The sequence below is a fragment of the Jeotgalibacillus salarius genome, from assembly GCF_004405125.1.
GTDB classification, from domain to species: Bacteria; Bacillota; Bacilli; order Bacillales; family Jeotgalibacillaceae; genus Jeotgalibacillus; species Jeotgalibacillus salarius.
In genome coordinates this window covers 66,557-87,225 of record NZ_SORX01000009.1, presented here as the reverse complement: position 1 = coordinate 87,225, position 20,669 = coordinate 66,557, and the positions used below count along the sequence as shown (strand labels likewise).

The 20,669-nt window shown below is 41.9% G+C and carries 21 protein-coding genes; 5 read left to right on the top strand and 16 right to left on the bottom strand.

All coding sequences use genetic code 11. The annotated features are described in order from the left end of the window. Nucleotides 1-167 precede the first annotated feature (167 nt). Nucleotides 168-1,250, top strand: a complete 1,083-nt coding sequence (locus E2626_RS14125) for an FUSC family protein (protein WP_134382430.1) — start codon at nucleotides 168-170, stop codon at nucleotides 1,248-1,250. Between the two features lie 51 nt (nucleotides 1,251-1,301). Here the strand turns inward: E2626_RS14125 and E2626_RS14120 are convergent, their stop codons facing one another. The 6 genes from E2626_RS14120 to mutY form a co-directional block, all read right to left on the bottom strand. Next, entirely contained in the window at nucleotides 1,302-3,047 is a 1,746-nt protein-coding gene (locus E2626_RS14120; RefSeq protein WP_134382429.1) for an ABC transporter ATP-binding protein, read from the bottom strand. A gap of 95 nt (nucleotides 3,048-3,142) precedes the next feature. Next, a complete protein-coding gene (ntdP, locus tag E2626_RS14115) occupies nucleotides 3,143-3,688 on the bottom strand; it encodes a nucleoside tri-diphosphate phosphatase (RefSeq protein ID WP_134382428.1) in 546 nt (181 codons plus the stop codon). A gap of 133 nt (nucleotides 3,689-3,821) precedes the next feature. Further along, nucleotides 3,822-4,058, bottom strand: coding sequence for a YgaB family protein (locus tag E2626_RS14110; RefSeq protein WP_134382427.1), 237 nt, complete (start codon nucleotides 4,056-4,058; stop codon nucleotides 3,822-3,824). A gap of 126 nt (nucleotides 4,059-4,184) precedes the next feature. Then, nucleotides 4,185-4,373 carry a gamma-type small acid-soluble spore protein gene (locus E2626_RS14105; protein WP_134382426.1) on the bottom strand — a complete coding sequence of 63 codons (189 nt, stop codon included), beginning with the start codon at nucleotides 4,371-4,373 and terminating at the stop codon, nucleotides 4,185-4,187. Nucleotides 4,374-4,431: 58 nt separating this feature from the next. Then, entirely contained in the window at nucleotides 4,432-5,181 is a 750-nt protein-coding gene (fabL, locus tag E2626_RS14100; RefSeq protein WP_134382425.1) for an enoyl-[acyl-carrier-protein] reductase FabL, read from the bottom strand. Next, nucleotides 5,178-6,296 (bottom strand): A/G-specific adenine glycosylase, encoded by a 1,119-nt coding sequence (gene mutY, locus E2626_RS14095; RefSeq protein WP_134382424.1) that lies wholly within the window; start codon nucleotides 6,294-6,296, stop codon nucleotides 5,178-5,180. The genes fabL and mutY overlap by 4 nt, the downstream gene beginning before the upstream one ends. A 142-nt stretch (nucleotides 6,297-6,438) precedes the next feature. Here mutY and E2626_RS14090 point away from each other — a divergent pair, with 142 nt between their 5' ends. Next, the gene (locus tag E2626_RS14090) at nucleotides 6,439-7,422 is read left to right on the top strand and encodes a metal-dependent hydrolase (RefSeq protein WP_134382423.1); all 984 of its coding nucleotides are present in this window, start codon (nucleotides 6,439-6,441) and stop codon (nucleotides 7,420-7,422) included. Nucleotides 7,423-7,453: 31 nt separating this feature from the next. Here the strand turns inward: E2626_RS14090 and E2626_RS14085 are convergent, their stop codons facing one another. Together E2626_RS14085 and E2626_RS14080 are read right to left on the bottom strand one after the other, a co-directional pair. Next, entirely contained in the window at nucleotides 7,454-7,717 is a 264-nt protein-coding gene (locus tag E2626_RS14085) for a YfhJ family protein (RefSeq protein ID WP_134382422.1), read from the bottom strand. Continuing rightward, a complete protein-coding gene (locus tag E2626_RS14080) occupies nucleotides 7,714-8,049 on the bottom strand; it encodes a YfhH family protein (RefSeq protein WP_134382421.1) in 336 nt (111 codons plus the stop codon). The genes E2626_RS14085 and E2626_RS14080 overlap by 4 nt, the downstream gene beginning before the upstream one ends. 293 nt (nucleotides 8,050-8,342) lie before the next feature. Here E2626_RS14080 and E2626_RS14075 point away from each other — a divergent pair, with 293 nt between their 5' ends. Further along, the gene (locus E2626_RS14075; RefSeq protein ID WP_166786836.1) at nucleotides 8,343-9,002 is read left to right on the top strand and encodes an SDR family NAD(P)-dependent oxidoreductase; all 660 of its coding nucleotides are present in this window, start codon (nucleotides 8,343-8,345) and stop codon (nucleotides 9,000-9,002) included. A gap of 57 nt (nucleotides 9,003-9,059) precedes the next feature. Here E2626_RS14075 and recX read toward each other — a convergent pair whose 3' ends face one another. Further along, complete coding sequence (gene recX / locus E2626_RS14070; protein WP_134382419.1) at nucleotides 9,060-9,860, bottom strand: recombination regulator RecX; 801 nt, start codon at nucleotides 9,858-9,860, stop codon at nucleotides 9,060-9,062. Between the two features lie 162 nt (nucleotides 9,861-10,022). Between recX and E2626_RS14065 the strand changes: the two genes are divergently transcribed. Then, nucleotides 10,023-10,928: a TIGR01777 family oxidoreductase gene (locus tag E2626_RS14065; RefSeq protein WP_134382418.1), complete on the top strand. Its 906-nt coding sequence runs from the start codon at nucleotides 10,023-10,025 to the stop codon at nucleotides 10,926-10,928. Between the two features lie 451 nt (nucleotides 10,929-11,379). Here the strand turns inward: E2626_RS14065 and E2626_RS14060 are convergent, their stop codons facing one another. The 7 genes from E2626_RS14060 to E2626_RS14030 form a co-directional block, all read right to left on the bottom strand. After that, entirely contained in the window at nucleotides 11,380-12,771 is a 1,392-nt protein-coding gene (locus tag E2626_RS14060; protein WP_134382417.1) for an aldehyde dehydrogenase, read from the bottom strand. 32 nt (nucleotides 12,772-12,803) lie between these two features. Beyond that, a complete protein-coding gene (gene rlmD, locus E2626_RS14055) occupies nucleotides 12,804-14,174 on the bottom strand; it encodes a 23S rRNA (uracil(1939)-C(5))-methyltransferase RlmD (RefSeq protein ID WP_134382441.1) in 1,371 nt (456 codons plus the stop codon). A gap of 4 nt (nucleotides 14,175-14,178) precedes the next feature. Further along, nucleotides 14,179-15,045 (bottom strand): DNA-3-methyladenine glycosylase family protein, encoded by an 867-nt coding sequence (locus tag E2626_RS14050; protein ID WP_134382416.1) that lies wholly within the window; start codon nucleotides 15,043-15,045, stop codon nucleotides 14,179-14,181. Between the two features lie 64 nt (nucleotides 15,046-15,109). Then, the gene (pdaA, locus tag E2626_RS14045) at nucleotides 15,110-15,874 is read right to left on the bottom strand and encodes a delta-lactam-biosynthetic de-N-acetylase (RefSeq protein ID WP_134382415.1); all 765 of its coding nucleotides are present in this window, start codon (nucleotides 15,872-15,874) and stop codon (nucleotides 15,110-15,112) included. A gap of 348 nt (nucleotides 15,875-16,222) precedes the next feature. Further along, on the bottom strand, nucleotides 16,223-17,755 hold the full coding sequence (locus E2626_RS14040) for a fumarate hydratase (RefSeq protein WP_134382414.1): 1,533 nt from the start codon (nucleotides 17,753-17,755) through the stop codon (nucleotides 16,223-16,225). A 660-nt stretch (nucleotides 17,756-18,415) separates the two neighbouring features. Beyond that, the gene (locus E2626_RS14035; RefSeq protein WP_134382413.1) at nucleotides 18,416-18,604 is read right to left on the bottom strand and encodes an SE1561 family protein; all 189 of its coding nucleotides are present in this window, start codon (nucleotides 18,602-18,604) and stop codon (nucleotides 18,416-18,418) included. A 352-nt stretch (nucleotides 18,605-18,956) separates the two neighbouring features. Next, on the bottom strand, nucleotides 18,957-19,337 hold the full coding sequence (locus E2626_RS14030) for an OsmC family protein (RefSeq protein ID WP_134382412.1): 381 nt from the start codon (nucleotides 19,335-19,337) through the stop codon (nucleotides 18,957-18,959). A gap of 106 nt (nucleotides 19,338-19,443) precedes the next feature. On the opposite strand from E2626_RS14030, the gene E2626_RS14025 reads away from it, so the two are divergent. Then, a complete protein-coding gene (locus E2626_RS14025; RefSeq protein ID WP_134382411.1) occupies nucleotides 19,444-20,619 on the top strand; it encodes an MFS transporter in 1,176 nt (391 codons plus the stop codon). The last annotated feature ends 50 nt before the right edge of the window (nucleotides 20,620-20,669 follow it).

The following is a 20,669-nucleotide window of genomic DNA, read 5'->3' as shown; positions in this document are numbered from 1 at the left end:
CAAAAGTTTAGAGAAGGAGGCGTTTTCACAATGAAAACGCCTCCTTTTCATGTCTGTCAATTTCTTGATTAATTCTCTTGCAGTACGCTGTAATCCCATGTATATTACTACTATTGCCATGCGCAATAATAAACGTGAGTTACGTTAAGAAAGGACTTATTTTATACATGAAGCTAGGAGCCCGCGTATTAAAAACGGGGATTGCAATCGTCCTTGCTCTCTATTTAGCTGAACTGCTGGAACTGCCGACACCGATTTTCGCAGGAATTGCTGCTGCATTCGTTGTGCAGCCAACCATTTACCGTTCATTTGTTTCTATTCTGGAGCATATTCAGGCTAACTTGATCGGTGCAGTTGTAGCCGTGGTATTTGTATTATTATTTGGTAATCATGTGGTTGTAATTGGTTTTGCAGCTGTAATTGCAATTACGATTATTTTAAAACTTCGAATCGAGTCAACAATCGGTCTTGCGCTGGTTACACTGATTGCGATTATGGAAGTGCAGAATGAAGATTTCATCACTTTCGCACTGCTGCGTTTTGCAGCAATCATGCTTGGCGTATTGTCATCATTTATTGTTAATATGATTTTTATTCCACCTAAATATGAAAACAGACTTTTTCATCATATTTCAACAACGACTGATGATATGATTAAGTGGATCAGACTGAGTACACGTCACGCCACTGAACATCAGTTGCTGAAGAAAGATATTGAAAAGTTTAAAGAACGCTTAATGAAAATTGACCAGATCTATCTTCTATATAAAGAGGAACGGGGTATTTTGAAAAAGAACTCCGTGGCAAAAACACGGAAACTGGTTGTTTACCGTCAGATGATATCTACTCAGAGAAGAAGCTTTGAGATTCTGAAAAGACTTCATCGTTTCGAAAATGACATTCACCATGTACCTGAATCGCTGCAAATGATTATTCAGGAGCAGCTGGACTGTCTGATGAGCTATCATGAGCAGCTGCTTATGAGATTCGCCGGTAAAATTAAACCTTCTATTGATAATGTACAGATTAATCATACGTGCATGAATCATAAAGAATTAACAGATATCTTTATGGTCGAGGTAAATAAAGCGCGTGATGAGGAAGAAAACAGCGGTTATCATTTGCTGCATGTTCTGTCTGCTATGCTTGAATATGAAGAACATCTTTCCCACCTTGATACACTGATTGCATCAATGCAATGTTATCACCATGAGGATCAGGAAGTTCAATTACAGGAACGTGATATATAGAAAAATGCTATTGGATTGTCGGCTGACTTTCCAATAGCATTTTTTATTTCCCTATTCACCAAGTTTCTGTACCTGAAACAGATTGTAATAAAGACCTTTTTTCTCCATTAACTGATGATGAGAACCACTTTCAGCAATTTCACCGTGATTAATCAGGATAATCCGGTCTGCGTGTGTAATGGTAGATAATCTGTGGGCCACGATAAATGTCGTACGATCTTTAGCCAGCTTTTCAATTGAGTCCTGTATCAGCTGTTCGCTTTCCAGGTCAAGGGCTGATGTCGCTTCATCCATGATCAGGATTGGCGGATTTTTAAGGAACACGCGTGCAATTGCAACACGTTGTTTCTGACCACCTGAAAGCTTCACGCCTCTTTCTCCAACTTTTGTGTAATAGCCTTCGGGAAGCTCCATGATAAAATGGTGTGCATTTGCAGCTTTAGCCGCTTCAATCACTTCTTCTTCAGTCGCTTCAGGATTACCCATTTTAATATTCATGATGACAGAATCACTGAAAAGTATGTTATCCTGCAGCACCATGCCAATCTGATTTCTCAGGCTGCGTGCCTGAACATCACGGATATCTGTGCCATCCAGTAATACTCTTCCTTTAGTCACATCATAAAAACGCGGAAGCAGACTGACAATCGTTGATTTGCCGCCCCCACTCATTCCTACAAACGCGATCGTTTCTCCGGCCCGGACATGAAGGTGAACATCTTTTAATACTTCCTCTTCTTTTTCATCATAAGAGAATGAAACATGATCAAAAACGACTTCGCCTCTAACATTTTTCACTTCTTTCGCATCCGGCTTATCATCTACATCGTATTTTTCGTCTACCAGCTCGAATACACGATCCATCGAAGCAATGGATTGAACAAGTGTAGTAGAACTGTTAACCAGTCTTCTCAGTGGATTATACAATCGCTCTACATAAGCGATGAATGCCACCATGACACCAAGTGTTAGGTCGCCGTTAATCACACTGTAACCTGCATAACCAATGACAATGAGCGGCGCGATGTCTGTAATTGTGTTTACGACGGCGAACGCTTTAGCATTCCATTTTGTCTGATCAATCGCTTTATCTAAAAAGTTCCCATTCCGCTGATCAAATTGTTTCTGCTCATGCGGTTCAATCGCAAAACTCTTGATCACACTCATGCCCTGAACCCGTTCATGAAGATACCCCTGAACCTCAGCGAGTGCCTGTGAACGACGGGCAGTCAGTGAGCGCAGTCTGCCGAAAAAGTATTGAACTGAAAAAGCATATAATGGAAACACAATTAATGAAACTAAAGTCAGCTTCACATCATAACTGAGCATAATACCAACTGCAATTAAGATCGTTGCAATATCAAGCCATAAATTCATTAAACCGGTCATGACAAAGTTTTTCGTCTGCTCGACATCATTGATTACCCGGGAAATAACCTCTCCTGCACGGGTATTGGAATAATATTTAAAGCTAAGTTTTTGCAAATGTGAATACAACTGATCTCTGATGTCGAATAAAATTTTATTACTTGTCCACTGTGCAAAATACTGCCTGTAATACTCCACTGGCGGTCTCACTATAACAAAAAGCACCATTGCTCCGCCTATAATCCAGTAAAGCTGGTTCAGTTTTTCATCTGTCCCCATGTCACCATTCACAATGTCATCAATAACATATTGAATCAATACCGGAATTAACAGGGGTATTGCGAATTTTATTACACCAATTAATAGCGTAAATATAATCAGCCATTTATATGGCGCTACAAACTTCATATACCTCTTGATACTATCCAAGCGTATACCCCTCCTTTTTCTATTTCTAAGTTTTATTACATGCCGTTATGAACATAAAAAAACCTGTTGAAACTGGCCAACAGGAATGGTCGTGTTCATTCTTTTAAGCGGTATCTTTTTTGGAATTGATATCTGCTGTGCCAGACATCAATAAAATCAGGCGCAAATGGCCCTCTTCTCTGTTTAATCCAGCGGATCAGCTTATCAACGTTACGCTGAAGAATTCTGTCGATCACTGGCGGATAACCCATCAGCTTACGGTGTTCTTCATACTCATCTTCATCAAGCAGCGTGTAAGACATATCCGGATAAACTTTAATATCAAGATCATAGTCAATATATTTAACGGCCTTATCTTCATATACAAATGGTGAACTTAAATTGCAGTAATAATAAACTCCGTCATCACGAAGCATGCAAATAATATTAAACCAGTGTTCTGCATGAAAGTAGCAGATCGCAGGTTCCCTCGTCAGCCAGGTGCGCCCATCCGATTCGGTCACTATCGTACGATCATTGCCGCCTATTACAATATTTCTCGTTCCTTTAAGGACAGTTGTTTCCTGCCAGACCCGGTGAATGAGCCCATCATGTTTGTAGCTGTGTATTTGAATACTCTGCCCTTCTACTGGTAGCGTCATCCTCCATCTCCTGCCTTTGAATAAAAAATTTACATTTTCCTGATTAATCTCAGGTCCGCTCATGTATGTATTTCACTATTATAACCTTTTCATAAAAAAAGAGCCACCCAGACGGGCAGCTGCAAACCGGATTCTATTGAGATGGAGTATTTATTACTTCATTCATCAGCTGATCGAACACTTCCTGAACCTCTTTGAGTTTCCTGTCCAGCTCTTGCAACTGTGCGTTCATTTGTTCAGCTGAATCAAGAATGTCCATTGCCATTAAAAAATCTCTCATTTTTTTCTTCTTTTCCAGTTCTGCGTAAAGATGAAGTAATTCCTCTGCTGTTTCCATTTGCCGATAGACTTTTTCTTTGAATGCATTCATAAAATGAAATCCCTCCCGATAAGGTAAGATTCCACTTAAAAATGTTTTTTCCTTTGACACCTTTTGTCGTAGTTATATAAAAATAACGACAAAAAACCGCCCGAAGGCGGTTTTTGTCGTTCATGATTATTGCTTGTTTTGCTGGTTCTGCTGGTTTTGCTGGTTGCCTTTATTTGCTTCAGATTGTCTGTTTTGCTTTTTTACTTCTGCAGCATTTGTTTCAGAAGCGAACTCCTCAGCAAATGCACCTGCATTTTGCTGCTTTACTTTTTCAACATTTGTGCCGGCTTGTGTTTTGTTTGGCTGTTTTTTCATTGAGATCTCACCTCCGTGAAACTTAATATGGTCTCAGAAGGGAGATATTATTCATGAACTAAACAAGAAGTGATCTTCCGCCATCCACAATGATCGTTTGACCGCAAATCATTGAAGAATCGTCAGACACAAGAAATAAAATCGTTTTAACGAGATCATCAATTTCGACCATTCTGCCTGCAGGTGTCTTACTTTTCGCATCTTCGAGTAATTCTTCGCGATTCGGGAAGTGTTTCAGTGCCTCTGTATCAATTGCGCCACCGGATACTGCATTGACCACAATTTTTTTCGGTGCAAGTTCAACTGCAAGGTAGCGGGTCAACGCTTCAAGCGCTGCTTTTGAAACACCTACAGTTGTGTAGTTATCAAGATAGCGGATTGATCCTAATGATGAAATACTGACAATTCTTCCACCTTCTTCAGGCATCAGTTTCACGGCTTCCTGGGCACAAAATAAAAGTGCTTTACTGTTAATGTTCATCGTCCAGTTCCAGTGAGATTCCTCAAGTTCCATTGCCGGACGTAAAACTCCTGATGCAGCATTGTTAATAAATACATCCAGTCTCCCGAAATGCTCTTCGATCTGCTCAAACATGTATTTGATTTTTTCATTATCTCCAACGTTTGCACGTACAATGAGTACTTTACGACCCATTTTTTCTATCAGTTCAGCTGTCTCCTGTGCAGCTTTTTTGCTGCGCGCATAGTTAATGACGATATCATAGCCTTTTTCTGCGAGTGCGATTGCTGCTGCTTTCCCTACACCTCTGCTGCTTCCTGTTACTAATGCTACTTTATTTACTGTCATGATTTTGTCTCCTTTTCAATCGACTCTTTCCACTGGTTTGCAATTTTCCTGTGAGAAACTGGCATCGCTAATTTTTCAATATCAGATTGTGTTACCCACCTTGCATTTTCAGGCAGCTGACTTTCTACTTCCTCAACTCTGGCTCTGCCAACCTGCATTTTCCAGATCAAATGAGTAAAAATATGATCCTGGTACATCCAACCTTCATCAGTGATGACGGCTTCTATATGGTAATCCGACTTCAAAAGTTCAGTCATCTGCAAATCCGGGATATTTTTTACGGATTTTTCAAAGCTTGGGAACTCCCACATGTTAGCAAGGAGACCTTGTTCAGGCCTTTGGCTGACCAGTACTTCACCGTTATTATTTTCCGCGATTACTGTCAGGAGTTCAACCGTTTTCGCAGCTTTCTTTTTACTTTTTACGGGCAGCTCATGCTGTGACCCTTCTTCAAAAGCAGCGCAATGAGCTTGAACCGGACATAGGAAACATGATGGTGATGTCGGCGTGCATACGATCGCCCCGAGCTCCATTAGCGCCTGATTAAAATAAGAAGGATTTTCTTTGTAAATCAAATGTCTGACAGCTGTTTCAAACTTCTTTCTGGAAGAAGGCTTGGCAATATCATCCCAAATCGTTAAAATACGTGATAACACTCTCATCACGTTGCCGTCTACTGCAGGTTCTGGTCTGCCGTAAGCAATACTTAAAATGGCTCCGGCCGTGTATGGACCGACCCCTTTTAAAGACGAAATCTCTTTTAAATTATCTGGAACAATGCCTTCATAAGCTTCATGAACTTCTCTGACCGCAGCCTGAAGGTTTCTCGCTCGTGAGTAATAGCCAAGACCTTCCCATGCTTTGAGGACATCATCTTCCGGTGCATGCGCAAGCGCTTCAACTGTAGGGAACTGCTCCATAAAATGGTTATAATAAGGAATAACAGTATCAACACGGGTCTGCTGCAGCATAATTTCAGAAACCCAAACCCTGTATGGATCCTTGTTTTCTCTCCATGGAAGGTCTCTCATTTCCTGTTCAAACCATTGAACAAGGTCCTCACCGAACTTCTTTACATTTACCTGATTTAACCGCTTTTCCAGTTCTTCATTCATAAATATCCATCCTTTATGTTAACTCGATGACGTTCAGGGGAATAGTCTTAAGAACGACTTTTTAATAGGCAGATCTTTTCTTGCAATATATACTGTACATAAACCATAATAAGAAAACTCACGTGTAAAAGGAGGGGTTGCTATGGACACTGGTACTCATATCGTTATGGGATTCGCAATTGGCGGCCTTGCTGCCATTGATCCGGTCGTAGCGAATGACCCTGCAACTGCCCAAAGCGTATTAATTGCAGCTGTTATCGGTTCTCAGGCTCCTGATGCCGATACAGTTCTGAAATTACGAAATAATGCAGTCTATATCAGACACCACAGAGGCATCACGCACTCTGTTCCAGCTGTGATGCTATGGCCGATTGCGATTACTGCAGCTATTTTTCCATTTTTCCCGGAAGCCAATCTTCTACATCTGTGGCTGTGGACGTTCTTAGCAGTGTTCCTGCACGTATTTGTAGATATTTTCAACAGCTACGGTACACAGGCACTTCGTCCGTTCTCCTCAAGGTGGGTAGCACTGGGCGTTATCAATACATTTGACCCAATTATTTTTGGTATTCATATTATTGGACTCATTATCTGGGGATTTGGTGCGAACCCTGTTCCAACATTCCTCATTATGTATGCAATCGTTATAGGATACTACGTCCTAAGGTTTATGCTGCAATCGGCAGTACGGCATTCGATAAAAAATACGATTCCAAAAGCGCATAATGTTATTATCGCACCTACAATCCGCTTTTACCAATGGCGAATTGCTGCTGAAACCGAAGAACACTTTTATGTAGGACGTGCCTACGGAAGATCCATTACGATTTATGATAAATTTAAAAAGAAATCCATTCCGGATAATGAGATCTTCCAGAAAGCTAAAAGAGACCGAAATGTTGCAGCTTTCCTCTCATTTTCACCGTTATACCGCTGGGAGCTAAGTGAAAGTGACGATCAATATGAAGTTCGTTTTATTGATTTGAGATACCGCAGTAACGATCACTATCCCTTCGTTGCAGTGGTTCAAATGGATAAAGATCTGGAAATTTTAAGCTCATACACCGGTTGGATTTTCAGCGAAGAAAAGTTACAGAAAAAATTGGATTTCCTTCCTAATGAATAACGAAGCAGCAGGCACATTAGCCTGCTGCTTTTTAATGGATATCGTCATTTTTTAGTATCGCGGCGTATTTTTCATTCATAGATGCAACTTCATTAATTCTGTCACCATAATGTTCAATCCACTGCTCTACAATTCGTTTTGACATTTCTTCACCCTGATACTCATATCCCGCTTTTGCATACGTTGCTTCAAAATCCTCTCTGAGAAGATCAATCAGCATACCTGCTTTCTCTTCAGATAGTGTTGAATCTTTTAGTCTGAGCTTATCAATCAGCTCTTGTCTTATAGGACTCATGCTTTGCCTCCTTTCGCATTATCCAACAGAGAAATCGGCAGCGCTTCAAGCTGTCTCTCCCCACCAAGTCTGTACCCCCAGGCAAATACACCATTCAGGTAATCAATTTTGAAATACACACCAGGATCGTTCTTGATGGCGTATACTTCACCTTTATTAAAGTCTTTAGGATTAAGTAAGTAAGCTTCAGCCATAATCGCTTTGCGCTCTAAAACTGCGAATTCATTCACGATGCCAAGTGCTTCAGCTTTTCTGGATTTTTCTTTCAGCTGTGCTATTTCCTGCTTCAGTTCGTGTTCACTGTATGTGCTGTATCTTTTTTCAGTAGACATTTTTAACACCTCATGAGAATTATAATGGTCGTGCTGAACAAAATCACGGATTGTGGTAGGATTTTGTGTATAGAAATAAGTTTAAAAGTACAATTCAATTATAATGTTTGTTGAACCGCTGTCCCTTTCCATGGAGAACTGCGCTTTCCGCATCCTTCCGAACGAGGCACCGCTTCACGTCTGCGGGGTCTCGTCTGTCCTTACTGGTGCAGGATTCTTCGTCCTCCACTCCAACGGGCAGCTGAGATTACGACTAAAAAAATGATTTACCCACTTAATAAAGGAGAATGATTATGACTAAGAAAATTGCTTTAATCACAGGAGCCGGATCCGGTCTTGGAAAAGAACTTGCACTGTTGTTCGGGCAGGATTATCATATTGTGCTCGTTGGCAGAACAGCTGATAAGCTTGAAGGCGTTGCATCATTACTAGCTGAAAGTACCATCCTGACTGCTGACGTAGCGGATCCTTCATCTATTCAAAAACTTTATGAGCAGCTATCAGAGGAGAACTTGTTGCCTGATCTTCTTGTAAATAATGCAGGCGTTGGTCACTTTGGCAAAGCTGAAGAACTCAGCTATGATCAGCTGAATGAAATGATGCATATCAACGCAATCGGCCCAATGCTGCTGACAAATACACTCCTGCCTGATATGAAGAAAAGACAGAGCGGTACCATTTTGAATATCCTTTCTACAGCTGCACAAAAAGGCAAAGTGAATGAAACCGGTTATGTGGCTTCAAAATATGCATTCAGAGGCTACTCTGAAAGTCTGGCAAAAGAAGTCGCAGACGATGGAATCCGTGTCGTCAGAGCATATATGGGTGGTATGAATACACCGTTTTGGGATCATAACCACTATGTATCAGATCCTGACAGACTGCCTTCGCCTAAAGTGATTGCAGAGAAGATCTATAGCCAAATGGACCAGGATGAAATACAGGCGACCTGAGCGAATACAGATGCTGTATTTCTGGCGTGCAGACTCTTATCTGCACGCCATCCAATATTATTCTTCTTTCAACTCTTCAATCGCCCACTCGATCTCATCCATCGTAAAGCCTTTTCGATATAATGCCTGCTTCATCTTCTGTTCATATTCAAACCCTTCAAATTTACGGGTATATTTGTTATGCGCTTTTTTTGCCTGCGCAAAAATAGCTGTTTTCTGCTCGGCTTCATCTCTTTCAACAGAAAGGTCTGTCAGAACTGCTGATACTGTCTGACCGCTATATCCTTTTCGCGCGAGTGTATCCTGCGTTTTCTTTTTGATCTGAAGAGGGGAAAGCTTTGGATTTTTCTTAATGACTTTATCCATAATTGAGGCAGCCCGCTCTTTCCACTCCTCTGCGTTCCTCTCATTCATTAAGTTCTCTATAATATCGTTTGAAATGCCTTTTTCTTTTAATCCCGTTTTGATCTGGAGTGGACCTTTGTCACTTGTATTGATCTTAGTATTTGTATAAGCCTTCGCGAAAGCTTCGTCGTTTACATATCCGTAGCGTCTCAGTTTGTGGAGCGTTTCATCAATTGCCGCTTCACCCATTTCATGTTCTTTTAAATGGAGAAAAATTTCCTTCTCAGAGCGCATTCGATAGCTTAAATAAACCAGTGCCTTATTAAACCCTTTACGGATCTGGTCCTCATATTCAATTTCACCTATATCAAACTCATCAATTTCCTTATTCTTCTGAAGCTGATGTTGTACAAGTACCGCTTCATCTACACTGAATGCATACTCTCCATCAAGAAATATATTATAGCGTTCTTCATTACGCTTTTGCTTCGTGATCTTTGTTATAACGGGCATGAGAAACACCTCCAAACAAACAATATCATATTTTCCCTGATATCGCTTTGTGCAGGTCCAGGAAATTTAAAACACATTATTACAATCACCGACACATGTAAAGAAGGGATTCAGGGTATTGAAGTTGAAAGAGTATTTACTAAGAGAGCTGGAGGGAACCTGATGAATATATTATTAAGTGGAGGAACAGGCTTTGCCGGGAGATCAATCACAAAACTTCTGACTGAAAAAGGACATGAAGTGTTTATTCTGACCAGAAGTACAAATAAAGAAAACAAACCACATGTGACGTATGTTAAATGGCTGACTGAAGAAGCTTCTCCTGAAAAAGAATTGCCCAAAATAGATGCAGTCATTAACCTGGCAGGAGAATCGATTAATAATGGCCGGTGGAACGATGAACAGAAGAAAAAAATCTATGACAGCCGAATGGAAGCAACAGATGAAATCCTGAGGCTGATCCGCTCATTCGAAGAAACACCTTCAGTACTGGTCAATGCCAGTGCAATTGGCATATACCCGCCTTCAGAAACGAAAATCTATACAGAAAACTCTAAAGACAGAGGAACTGACTTTTTAGCAGAAACAGTCGTTGACTGGGAACGAAAAGCTAAACTTGCTGAAGACGAAGGAGTCAGAGTTGTGTGCGCACGATTTGGTATTATTTTAGGAAAAGATGAAGGCGCACTTCCGAACATTGTTCTGCCTTACAAACTGATGGCTGGTGGCACAGTCGGCTCCGGCAAACAGTGGCTGTCATGGGTCCACCACGAAGATGTTGCACGGGCTGTATGGCATGCAATTGAAAATGAATCTCTTGAAGGTCCGATCAATGTAACCGCACCAAATCCAATGAAAATGAAAGACTTCGGAAAAACGGTTGGCACAGTACTCAACCGCCCACATTGGATGCCAGTGCCAGGCTTCGCATTAAAAGTTGCCCTTGGCGACAAAAGCTCCCTGGTCCTGGAAGGAAACAAAGTATTGCCAAAAGAACTCGAAGAACACGGATTCACCTTTAAATACCCACTGCTGCATGATGCATTGAAGGAGATTTATAATAAATAAATGATTTTTAAAACCAAAAAGCTGAGACAGGATAATCACTGTCTCAGCTTTTATTAGGTAATCGGCTCACTGCGCGCCAGGCGGAAGCTTTCCGCGTGGACGGCGGTGAGCCTCCTCAGGCTGAAGCCTTGCGGGGTCTCACCTATCCGTCATATCACGCTGGAGTCACCGCCTTCTGCTCCGTTCACCTTTAAAAGTAAAAAATCCCTATAAATCTATAAAGATTTTAAACTTTATTGCAAAACTCTCTCAATCTCATACAGCTTTAGAAATGAGTTGCACAAATTCATTTCACTAACTCAGCTGATCCTTGGAGTGGAGGGCGGAGACTCCCGCCCCGTAAAGGGACAGGTGAGACCCCGCAGAGCGAAGCTTGAGGAGGCTCACCGCCCGGGGGCAGGAAAGCGCAGCCCTCCACGGAAAGGATCAGCGTTCTTATAAAGAAACTATCTTACCCAAGCAGTTTTTTAATCGTATCCAGGCTCGTTTTGTATGGCGGGAAAGCAAGCTTCACTTCCACCTTCGTACTCTTCTTCATCATACTCTTACGATGAGTAAACGTATCAAAACTATGCTTCCCATGATAAGCATTTACACCCGAATGACCAACACCGCCAAATGGAAGATGTTCATTCGATACATGACTCAGCGTATCATTCACGCAGCCACCTCCAAATGAAATCCTGCCAAGCACCTGATTCTCTGTGTGACTATTTTCAGTAAACACATACAGCGCCAATGGTTTTGGATGCTCATTAATCATGTTAATGGCATCATCAAGACTTGTATAAGTCATCACTGGAAGAACAGGTCCAAAAATCTCGTCCTCCATCGCAGCTGACGACCAATTAACACCATCAAGGATCGTTGGTTCAATGAATTTATCACTGCGGTCAGTTTGTCCACCATGAACAATCAGATCCTGATCACGCTTAATAATTTCCTGCAGACGATCGAAGTGCTTTTCATTTACAATACGTCCGTATTCATCGTTTTGCTGAATATCCTGCCCGTAAAATTCCTGCACAGTTTCTTTCAGCTTTTCGACCAGCTGATCTTTAATTGATTCATGAACAACGAGATAATCCGGCGCAATACAAGTCTGACCTGAGTTAATCAGTTTGCCCCACATGATTCTGCGTGCAGCCTTATCAAGATCAGCCGTTTCATCCACAATGGTCGGGCTTTTACCGCCTAGCTCCAGTGTGTGAGGCACCAGATTTTTTGATGCTGCCTCCATCACAATTTTCCCGACAGGAACGCTTCCTGTGAAGAACATATAATCAAATGGCGCATTGATTAATAATGACGTTTCTTCCTTCTCACCTTCCACTACTGACAGGTAGGCAGGATCAAAGTTGTCTTCAATCATTTTCCTTACTACTTTCGTCGTTTCAGGCGTGCTTTCCGAAGGCTTCAGCACAGCACAGTTTCCAGCAGCCATCGCACCGATCAGCGGCTCTATTAAAAGCTGGAATGGATAATTGAAAGGACCGATAATTAATACGCTCCCGTAAGGTTCTTTCATAATGAAGCTCTTTGAAGGCATCTGGAACACAGGTGTCTTAACCTTTTCAGTTTCAGCCCACTGTTTTACGTTTTTGATCATGGTTTTTATACTTTTAAGTGTAAAACCTATTTCTGTTACGTATCCTTCAAATTCATTTTTGCCAAGATCTTGATTCAAAGCGTTAAGAATCTCCTGTTCATGTTCCTTAATCACACGCTGCAGTCTTTTCAACTGACTGATTCGAAACTTCACATCTTTAGTGACACCGCTATGAAAAAACGTTTTCTGCTGATTAATGATTTTCTGAACATCTTCTTTTGTTTGAATATCCACTATTGTTCCTCCTTTTCCAGTAGGAATCAGCTTCACTTCAATACAAGCTTTGTGACACTTTCTACCTGGCTTGTTTGAGGAAACATATCGACTGGCTGAATAGATTCAATTTTATACTGTCCTGACAGTGTCTTCAAATCTTTTGCCAGTGTCGATGGGTTACATGATGTGTAAATGAATGTTTTCGGCTTAAGTGACAGGATCGTTTCAAGTAACTTTTCATCGCATCCTGTTCTTGGCGGATCTACAACGACTACGTCCGGTTTAAATCCTTCTTTCTTCCATTTGAACATCCACTCATCGGCAGTACCAACCTGATAATCAAACTTTTTCACACCGTGATTTTTTGCATTTTTTCTGGCATCAATAATAGATTCCTTTACGACATCCATGCCACGAATTTCTGATGCGCCATCTGAGAGCCATAAGCCGATTGTCCCTGAACCGCAGTAGGCATCAACTATTTTTTCTTTACCCGTTAATGCTGCTGCTTTTTTCACTTCATCATATAATTTTACCGTTTGACTGGGGTTCAATTGGAAAAATGCCCGTGCTGACAAGTGATAAGTGAATTCTTCAAGCTTTTCTTCAATCGTTGGTTTTCCCGATAGATTCACTGTTTTATGACCAAATATCATCGAAGTCGAAGACGGGTTAATATTTTGCATAATTGATTTCACTTCAGGCATTTTATTTTCAAGCTGTGTAATGAGTTTTTCCTTGTTCGGAAGTTCTTCACCAGCAGTGACAATGACGATCTGCACTTCACCCTTATGAATACCGACACGTGTCACAATCGTCCGGACACAGCCTTTTTTTGTGCGCTCGTTATAGATCGGGATATCAAGCTTCTCAAGCTGTTTTCTGACCACCTGAGTTGCCTTATTCGTTTCTTTTCTCTGAACGATACATTCTTTGATGTCTACAAGCTCATGAGAATTCATGCTGTATAAACCGGCAATGACTTTCTTCCCGTCTTTTGCCGTCTGGAACTGGCTTTTGTTCCGGTAACGCCAAGGGTCTTCCATGCCGATTGTATCTTTCACTTCAATGCTCTCTGCAAGATCCTTCGCATGTCTTTCAAGCGCCTGATGGATTAAGTCTTTTTTGAACTTTAACTGTTCTGAGTAGGTGACGTGCTGCAGCTGGCAGCCACCGCATGCTTCATACACAGGACATGGCGGCTGAACCCGCTCAGGCGATTCTTTTCTGATCGTCTTAATTTTTGCTGTAGCAAACTTTGGTTTTACATCTGTTACCTCTGCAACGACTTCCTCGCCCGGCAGTGCGCCCGGTACAAAAACGACCTGTTTTTTGAAATAACCGACGCCTTCACCATTAATCCCTAAACGTTTTATCGTTAAGGGGAATTCCTGTTTTACTTGTATATCAACCTGATTCATGGTTTCACTTCCCTGTTTCAATGCTCCGCCATAAATAAAGAGAGGCATAGCTTGAATACGGACGCCAGTCCTTCTGCCATTTCTCCATTTCATCTAAAGCAGGCTTTTCATCTAATTGAAAATGCTTTTTTAATGCATTTTGTATTCCGATATCTGCCGGCAGAAAGATATCCATTCTGCCAAACCCAAATAATAGCACACTCTGAGCTGTCCAGGGACCAATTCCTCTGATCTTCACTAATTGTTTGATCACTTCTTCATCATCTTTCCCACTCAGCTCTATTAAATCCAGTTCACCTGAAACAATTTTTTCACCAATCCCAATCAGATATTCAGCTTTACGCTGACTGAATTGCAGCTCTCTCAGCGTTTCAACCGGTAAATTTGAAACGGTCTCCGGATCAGGGTAAAACCAGACGTTGTCCACCTGCTCTCCAAACGTTTTCACAAACCGTTCAGTCAGTGTAGCAGCAAATGACATATTCAGCTGCTGATGAATCACACTTTTGACAAGACAGCTGTATGGAGAAGGTTCAAGGACAAGCGGAGTCCCTGCGTGTTCTTCAAAAATAGCTTTCAGTGTTGACGTTTTAAAGTGCTGATCAATATCATGGAGTCCCCGCTCAAGCTGGAGAACCCTTTTAACAAACTGAACTGCTGCTTCCTGGTCATGTTTGCCTTTGATTAAAAATGAAGGATTTTGTACATTTCCTGTAGATGTAATATGTACCGCCTGTTTGCATTCATGCTCGAATGGCAAAGATAGACGAAGCGCTGTTTTATCCATTTCGACCAGCGGATCCAGCGTCATGCGCTCTAGCACGCGAACAAAATCGTACGGCCCCTGGACTGAAATTTCCTGTTGCCACATATGGTTCACACCTTTTTAAATGATTATAACATGCAGTAAATGAAAAAACGGGCAGCAGCCCGTTTCATGAAGGTTTCTTTGTCAGATGATCGAGTGTTTCAAATTTGTAGCCCTGCTTTTTCATATCCTGAATGACACGCTGCAGTGCACCCGCGTTATCCGGGGATACTGTATGCAGCAGAATCACCGCTCCCGGATGAAGCTGTTTCATGATTTCATTATATGCAAAGTCTGCTCCCTGAGGCTTTTCATGATACCAGTCTACAAAAGCAAGTGACCAGAACACATGCGTATATCCTTCATCAGTGGCGACCTTGAGTGACAACTCATTAAAAACTCCTTCCGGCGGTCGGACATATTTCATTTCTTTCTGTCCGGTCAGTTCTTCCGTTTTCTTCTTTACCTTTGCATATTCTTCCCTCATTTGCGCTTCACTGATCGTTGAAAAGTTGGGATGTCCCCATGAATGGTTGCCGATAATATGACCTTCATCTGCCATCCTTTTTACAAGCGGCGCTGCACTTTCCAAGTAATGCCCCGTCAAAAAGAAGGTTGCAGGAACTTTCTCTTCTTTTAACACATCAAGAATTTTTGCTGTATAACCGTTCTCAAAACCATTATCAAATGTAAAGTATACAATTTTCTCATCTGGAGAACCTTTATAGTAAGCCCCATGCTTTTCTAGTATTTCATTGTACATTGCGCCAGCATCCGGCTGTTCACCGTTCACAGACCGTTTGAATCCCCAGTGATGTGTTTCAGCAAGTGCTGACAGCGAAAATCCGCACATGATCATCAAAGCAGCTGCGATTGAATATAGTGTTTTCATTTCTGCCCCCTTTCTTACACTTAACGTGTGCAATAAAATGGGCTGCATACATAGTAAAAGCACCCACATTTTTGTGTGAAATGATGATGGCGAGTGCTGCAGGAAATTGAGGGGGATACGATCTGGAAAATCGGAAATGTGAACCGAAATTCAGCGGATGTGATCCTAAAATTGAAGAATATGATCCGAAAAATGAGCATTTCAAATGGTGTGACCTGAAATTTAGAGAATCCGACTCCGAATTTTCTGAATGTGATCCGAAATCCTGAATAAAATATTTAAAAAGCGATCCAATTAGAAAAAGCATCCCCCTGACCAAATGATCAGAAAGATGCTATATTTAAAAACTTAACTGAAAACCTTCTCTTTAAATCGTGACAGTTTCTCAAGTGATGACTGGTCCACATCTTTATGAAGACTGTTTCCGTGTGAATCCATCGTGACAACAGCTGTAAATCCTTTTACGCGCAGGTGCCACATCGCTTCTGGCACACCAAATTGCATCAGATCAACACCTTCAACATCCTGGATACAGTCAGCATAGTATTGTGCTGCTCCACCGATTGCATTTAAGTATACGCCACCGTGTTCTTCAAGTGCTTTTAGCGTTTTTGGACCCATACCGCCTTTACCGATGACTGCACGGATACCAAATCTCTTCATAATATCTCCCTGATAAGGCTCTTCACGAATAGAAGTAGTCGGTCCTGCCGCTTTCACGTGCCAGTTCCCCTCTTCATCCTTCATCATGACCGGGCCGCAGTGATAGATAACCTGTCCGTTCAAGTCAACAGGTGCATCGTGATCACTTAAATATTTATGGATCGCGTCACGGCCTGTGTACATCATACCGTCGATCTGTACGACATCCCCGACTTTTAATGTACGGATTTGTTCTTCAGAAATCGGAGCAGTCAGCTTAACAACTTCAGGCTTCTCATCAGGCGTCTCGGCGTCATCATCAAATGATATTTTTTCACCTTCCTGATACAGCCACTCCTGAATTTCTCCATTGTCAGCATTAACTGTAATACCTAATCGTCTGAACGCCCAGCAATTATAGGCAACTGACACAAAGAAACTCGCCGGAATCCGGTGCATGACGCCAACTTTACAGCCAAGAAGCGTCGTTTCACCGCCAAAGCCCATTGTTCCAATGCCCAGTTCATTCGCATGATTCATCACATATTCTTCAAGCTTTCGCAGATCTTCATTTGGATTAATATCCTCTGATGAACGGAACAGCTGTGCTTTCGCCAGGTCATACCCTGAAGAACGGTCTCCACCAATTCCAACTCCAATGAATCCGGCGCTGCAGCCCTGACCCTGTGCCTGATACACAGAATGCATAATACATTTACGAATCCCATCCAAATCACGACCCGCTCTGCCCAGACCATCCAATTCACACGGAAGACTGTACTGAATATTTTTATTTTCACAGCCGCCCCCTTTTAAAATCAGGCGGATATCAATCTCATCTTTTTCCCACTGTTCATATTTAATCACAGGCAAACCTTCACCCAGGTTATCCCCGCTGTTTTCTCCGGTGATTGAATCTACTGAATTCGGTCGCATCTTCCCGTCTTCCGTTGCACGTACCATTGCACGCTTAATTGCTTTAGAAATCTCAAGCTGGTTCACACCCACAGGCGTTTTGATTTTAAACGTTGGTAATCCTGTATCCTGACAGATTGGCGATACCTTCTCGTCAGCCATCTGGATATTCTGTGTAATCGTCGCAAGACTCATCGCTGCACGCGTACCAGCATTCTCTTCTGCCTTCGCTTTACGTATTGCACGACGCACATCCTTCGGCAGGTTCGTTGAAGTCTCAACGATTAATTCATATAAACTATTTTCTAATGTCTTAATATTCATCTTATGTAATCCCCTCTCCCAAAACTCAACGAATTTATTATAACCCGGTGCTTTATTGAAGGAAAGGGTGTTTGAAAACGTTTTCTGAATGGTGGTGGCTTTTAGTAGCCGTTGAGCTGCGCTTCAGGGGGACGCTTTCCGCGTGAGCCGTTTTGTGGCTCCATAGGACCTCCTCAGCCTGCGGCTTCCGGGGTCTCAGCTGTCCGTCACATTCCGCTGGAGTCGCCCCCTTCCGCTACGCTCAACTATGAAAGTAATCACAAGTCAAATTTATTCAGTTTGAATACCTCATGTCAATCCTCAAATTTCATATCATTCCGTTTGATTGAGGTTGAGCTTTGTAGCGGGGCTGGGGATTGTCATTTTCGTCGTGCTAAGTCGTGTATAGAGTCTGGCGGATCTCGTATTACACTCATATCTTTCTAAAAAGGTTACAATGATAACTAAATTAAATGGAATCTTTAGATGTTGATTTTGTTATGAAACACTGAGTTGAGTGGAGCGCAGGGCGGTGACTCCGACAGGATAAGACGGACAGGTGAGACCCCGCAGGCAAAGCCGAGGAGGCTCACCGCCGTCCCTGTGGAAAGCATCCGCCCGGAGCGCAGCTCAACGGATATTTGCAGCAGACAAAAAAAACAGACCCGCAGGCCTGCTGTATTATTCGTTATCGTCTTTTTTAAACTGCTGTACCTTCAATTCCAAATCATCAAGCATCCCGATCATGCGGTCGATATCTTCAAGATCGGTACTTTCTGCATCTACGGATTCCAGCACTTCTAAAAACATTGATAAACGCTGCTTCAGGTAAAGTACCTGAGAGTCATTATCGTGAATAGCATTACCCATGCCTCTCACTCCTTTCAAATCCGTCCTTATCGTAACGGATTCCATTGAATTCTGCAACTTTGCTTTGATTTTAGCTGAAGTTCAAACCAAAGTACCAGGCAAAAGGTATTTCCGGTACTTTTTTATTATTTATCTATTTTGAATATTTACACTATTTAAAATTCATGCTATACTACATTTACATTAAGAAAGAGGGGGGCTGCTTCAGATCATTCTGACAAAAGCTTTCGAAAAGGAGAGTGATGAGAAGCGCTTGTGAAATAAAAAGTGCGTTTATATGGAAAGTATGATAAAAACACGAATACCATAAAACCCGGTTTACTCTTTGTTATAAAGAATAAACCGGGTTTTATTATGCTTTGATTTCAAAGCTTTCAGTGATATCAATGCTGTCCTTCACAGACTGAACCATTGAACAGTTTCTGCGTGTTACTTCTAACGCTTTTTCAACCTTTTCTTCCTTTAAATCTCCCGTGATGATAAAGTGCATATGAATTTTCTCTACGCGGTTCGCTTCTTTTTCATTCCGTTCAACTTCTGTCATTACTCTGATGTCTGTAAAATCCAGACGCATTCTTTCCAGGACTTTTCGTAAAACGCCACCGCTGCATACCGCTACTGAAGATACCAGCAGCTGATAAGGACGGAAGCCATACTCCTCATTTCCCGAGATATGCAATTCTCCAAATTCCAGGTCAGTTGTAAAGCCGCCTTCTTTCATCTTAAATTCCATTCAGATCTCCTTCTTTCTATGCAATATATATAGTAAGATTATATCGTTGTGTTTTTAACATCTCGATTATTTTGCTTACGAATTTCTATAAGTCAGGAGTTTTTTTATGGGTGTTTCAACAAGAACCCGTTTTTGGATACTGGTATGCATTGTAGCTATCTCAGGTTTTTCTCAGGGAATGCTGCTGCCGTTGATCGCTATTATCTTTGAACAACAGGGTGTTTCTTCAGCAATGAATGGCTTTCATGCTACAGGCATTTACATAGGAATTTTAATTGCATCTCCACTGATGGAAGCACCACTCAGACGCTTCGGTTACAAGCCAATGATTATTGCCGGGGGCCTGGTGGTGGGTTTATCTTTATTAGCATTTCCTCTTTGGCAGTCATTCTGGTTCTGGTTTGTGCTCAGACTGCTGATTGGTATTGGTGACAATATACTGCATTTTTCCACTCAGACGTGGATTACTTCTTTCTCTGAGTCTCACCGGCGCGGCCGGAATATTGCAGTCTACGGATTATTCTTCTCCCTCGGCTTTGCAATTGGTCCGGCAATGAGTTCTTTGGTGGCAATAAGTCCGACATTGCCTTTTATTGTTTCGGGTATTTTGACTTTCATCACGTGGGGATTTGTATTTTTACTACGAAATGAATTTCCTGATCACGGAGGTGGAGAATCAACTTCATTCTTCGGCACAATGAAGCGCTTCAGTCAGGTATGGAAATATGCATGGGTCGCCTTTTTACCGCCTCTCAGCTATGGATTTTTAGAGGCTTCCCTGCACGGTAATTTTCCGATCTATGCGCTGCGGAGCGGGATTGAGACAAATGCAATTGCATTTATTCTTCCTGCTTTTTCAATAGGTGCAATCGTTTTTCAACTGCCACTCGGTATGCTGAGTGATAAATATGGCCGTCACCGTATTTTAATGAGTGCGCTTTTTGCCGGTGCAATCTGCTTTATTTGGGCTGGTTCGGCAGGATCATCTCCTTTATGGCTGACTGCTGCATTCTTCACAGCCGGCATGGCAACCGGATCAACATTTTCACTCGGGATCAGTTACATGACCGATCTGCTTCCGAAGCATTTGCTGCCCGCCGGCAATATTATGTGCGGCGTTGCATTCAGCCTGGGTAGTATCGGGGGCCCGGCGATTGGCGGATTAATTATTGAATTTTTCACAGAAGGATTCTTTTACTTCATTTCGTTCCTGCTGGTGACCATTGGTTTGTGTCTCGTAGCTTTTTCTTTAAAGAAAAAAAGGGTTTCTGTCACTAGTTAATTTATACAGTTTTTTTAAAAAGCATGATATAATAAAGATATCAAGAACAA

Bases quoted from the DNA above. Each gene is read 5' to 3' on its own strand.
- E2626_RS14125 (WP_134382430.1), top strand. From the start codon at position 168: ATGAAGCTAGGAGCCCGCGTATTAAAAACGGGGATTGCAATCGTCCTT.
- ntdP (WP_134382428.1), bottom strand. From the start codon at position 3,688: ATGACGCTACCAGTAGAAGGGCAGAGTATTCAAATACACAGCTACAAA.
- E2626_RS14110 (WP_134382427.1), bottom strand. From the start codon at position 4,058: ATGAATGCATTCAAAGAAAAAGTCTATCGGCAAATGGAAACAGCAGAG.
- E2626_RS14105 (WP_134382426.1), bottom strand. From the start codon at position 4,373: ATGAAAAAACAGCCAAACAAAACACAAGCCGGCACAAATGTTGAAAAA.
- fabL (WP_134382425.1), bottom strand. From the start codon at position 5,181: ATGACAGTAAATAAAGTAGCATTAGTAACAGGAAGCAGCAGAGGTGTA.
- mutY (WP_134382424.1), bottom strand. From the start codon at position 6,296: ATGAATGAAGAACTGGAAAAGCGGTTAAATCAGGTAAATGTAAAGAAG.
- E2626_RS14090 (WP_134382423.1), top strand. From the start codon at position 6,439: ATGGACACTGGTACTCATATCGTTATGGGATTCGCAATTGGCGGCCTT.
- E2626_RS14085 (WP_134382422.1), bottom strand. From the start codon at position 7,717: ATGAGTCCTATAAGACAAGAGCTGATTGATAAGCTCAGACTAAAAGAT.
- E2626_RS14080 (WP_134382421.1), bottom strand. From the start codon at position 8,049: ATGTCTACTGAAAAAAGATACAGCACATACAGTGAACACGAACTGAAG.
- E2626_RS14075 (WP_166786836.1), top strand. From the start codon at position 8,343: ATGACTAAGAAAATTGCTTTAATCACAGGAGCCGGATCCGGTCTTGGA.
- recX (WP_134382419.1), bottom strand. From the start codon at position 9,860: ATGCCCGTTATAACAAAGATCACGAAGCAAAAGCGTAATGAAGAACGC.
- E2626_RS14065 (WP_134382418.1), top strand. From the start codon at position 10,023: ATGAATATATTATTAAGTGGAGGAACAGGCTTTGCCGGGAGATCAATC.
- rlmD (WP_134382441.1), bottom strand. From the start codon at position 14,174: ATGAATCAGGTTGATATACAAGTAAAACAGGAATTCCCCTTAACGATA.
- E2626_RS14050 (WP_134382416.1), bottom strand. From the start codon at position 15,045: ATGTGGCAACAGGAAATTTCAGTCCAGGGGCCGTACGATTTTGTTCGC.
- pdaA (WP_134382415.1), bottom strand. From the start codon at position 15,874: ATGAAAACACTATATTCAATCGCAGCTGCTTTGATGATCATGTGCGGA.
- E2626_RS14040 (WP_134382414.1), bottom strand. From the start codon at position 17,755: ATGAATATTAAGACATTAGAAAATAGTTTATATGAATTAATCGTTGAG.
- E2626_RS14035 (WP_134382413.1), bottom strand. From the start codon at position 18,604: ATGGGTAATGCTATTCACGATAATGACTCTCAGGTACTTTACCTGAAG.
- E2626_RS14030 (WP_134382412.1), bottom strand. From the start codon at position 19,337: ATGGAATTTAAGATGAAAGAAGGCGGCTTTACAACTGACCTGGAATTT.
- E2626_RS14025 (WP_134382411.1), top strand. From the start codon at position 19,444: ATGGGTGTTTCAACAAGAACCCGTTTTTGGATACTGGTATGCATTGTA.